At 40.8% G+C, this 2,087-nt stretch carries 3 protein-coding genes; all 3 read left to right on the plus strand.

The genetic code is table 11. The annotated features are described in order from the left end of the window. Positions 1-652: 652 nt before the first annotated feature. Positions 653-1,054: a hypothetical protein gene (locus tag LG369_RS08445; RefSeq protein WP_225750796.1), complete on the plus strand. Its 402-nt coding sequence runs from the start codon at positions 653-655 to the stop codon at positions 1,052-1,054. After that, positions 1,038-1,316: a hypothetical protein gene (locus LG369_RS08450; RefSeq protein ID WP_225750797.1), complete on the plus strand. Its 279-nt coding sequence runs from the start codon at positions 1,038-1,040 to the stop codon at positions 1,314-1,316. The genes LG369_RS08445 and LG369_RS08450 overlap by 17 nt, the downstream gene beginning before the upstream one ends. Positions 1,317-1,403: 87 nt before the next feature. After that, on the plus strand, positions 1,404-2,087 hold a 684-nt coding region (locus LG369_RS08455), incomplete at its 3' end, for a replication initiation factor domain-containing protein (RefSeq protein WP_225750798.1).

Consider the following 2,087-nt stretch of genomic DNA (forward strand, 5'->3'; position numbering starts at 1 on the left):
TATCAGGTTCCATCTCTCGGAAAATTGGAAAATGTTTCTAAATGGGGGGGCTTTGTAGTGGCTTTGGATACAGAAAGGGCATTTATCTAGACCCTTTACAAGTGGACTTGGCAAGGTAGGCTTGTGACCGCCAGCCGAAAGGCTGAAAGACTTTCGGGGGTCGGGCTTGCCTAGACCGTCGCCAAGAGGAACCACTTGTAGAAGGGTGCCCGAAACGGGGGGAAAACCCTGTAAAAATGGCTTTTTCCAATTTCCCGTTAATTTGGCGTTTTAGAGAAGTTTTAGGAGTATCGTACCAGGACGAGCTTCAAGCGAAAATAAAGCTGATTTTATTTGTTCTATACAAGAAAATGAAAAAATAGAAAAATGGAGTGATGGGGTGTTTGCGTCCATTTGCGCAAAAAAAAATAACGTAAAATAGGGTTGTAGGAAGAACTGCCCTGCCTTGACGTTACTTTTTAAAAATGCTAAAATTAAGAAAGCATTACCAAAGAAAAAAGAAAAAGGACGTTATCCGCCGGCAAGCAATCAAACGTCCTCATCTAATTCTTATAAAATTCTAACAGAAAAGGCCGAAAAGGTCAAGTCGTTAGATTAAATAAGAAATAAGACGAGGCGCTTCCTAGATAATTACCTGGAGGTGCCTTTTACTTTGGCAAATCATAATAAAAATAATGACTGGAAGACGTTTCTTCCTACGCAAACAAGCTCAAAAGAGAGTTTTACTTTAATTGTGCAGTATCCTGGAACTACTCCAGTACAGTACTTTCCCAAATTGAAAAATCCTGATGGCTCGAACGTGATCGGGGCGGACGGAAGACCGCAACGTTCACAAGAGCCACAAGGTTGGACGTATCTTTTGACACACTTTGGAACTGGTGACCGTGTGAGGGTTGTTTTTGATGGAAAGTATGACCTCAGCCCAGGGGCTCTTTATGAGCTTCAAGCGTCAGGCTATCACTTTAGCAAAGACCACTCTTACTACTTGGATGAGCTCGAAGGGCTTTCTGTTGCTCATAACTTTGCAGGTAATCGAAATGATGGTAACAAGTAAAGACGGCTGGTGCAGCAAGTCAGACGCTGAGATTTTGGAAAGTCTGAAAGCTTGGGTTATGAAATGTGATGTGAAGTATGTCAAAAGTGATGCCTTGAAAAAGATTGATTCTGCTTTTGCTTTGTGGGCTAACGCTCAATATGTTTCAGCGTTGCGCCTACTAGATGAAAACGAAGTGTTTTTGAAAAAATCTGATTGGCCTTATTATGCTTTAGGGATTGAGATTTTGAGAGTTAGAAAACACGAGTTTTTAAATGAATAACGAGAATTTCCAGGGGAGCCCGAAAGGGCGAACCTGGACCCCCCGTTATGATAATTATGGGGGGTCGAAGGACAAACGGGTGTTTTTATGAAAAAAGAAAAAAATTTAAATAGTGCTTTGAAGGATGTTTTGAATGTATCTATTGACTATTTGAACGTGGTTTTTACGTCTGACTTAATTTGGGACGGTGACGAGGTTGTTTCTCCTCGGTTTGCTTTCCTTGATTTTTTGGGGTTGGATTTAGTTAGTGGCTCTTTTTCTGAGGGAAAAGGGATTTATGGATATAACGAAAGTGTTCGCTCTGATGGTGTAATTATTGCGTGGAAAGCTGACAATTCTAGCATTTTATACTCATTTTCAGGTATTGGTTGCGCTCGTCTTGGCTTGAGCGATAAAGATTTTTTAGTGAAAGTGATGAAATACATTGAGCAAAATGGGGGTTGGATTTCGCGCATTGATATAGCCCTGGACGTTGCAAACAATACTATTTTCCCTTTGTCTAAAATGATTGAAAAGCTTGAAAATCAAGAGTTTACAAGCAAGAAAAGACGTTTTAACCGATTTGATGAAAGAGATGCAACGGGTAACTTGCTAGGTTCTACGGTGTATTTTGGTAAAAGTCGGGCTGACGTAGGAAGCAAGGGAAACGTCTATTTAAGAGCTTATCGCAAGGACTTAGAGCTTATCTCTAAAGGCGAGCAGTTGCCTGCTTGGGCAGATGGTTGCGATACTATAGAGCGTTTTGAGTTATCTTTCAACGGTAGAAGTAAA

It is taken from the genome of Streptococcus sp. Marseille-Q4154, from assembly GCF_916700545.1.
In the GTDB taxonomy this organism is placed as follows: domain Bacteria; phylum Bacillota; class Bacilli; order Lactobacillales; family Streptococcaceae; genus Streptococcus; species Streptococcus infantis_I.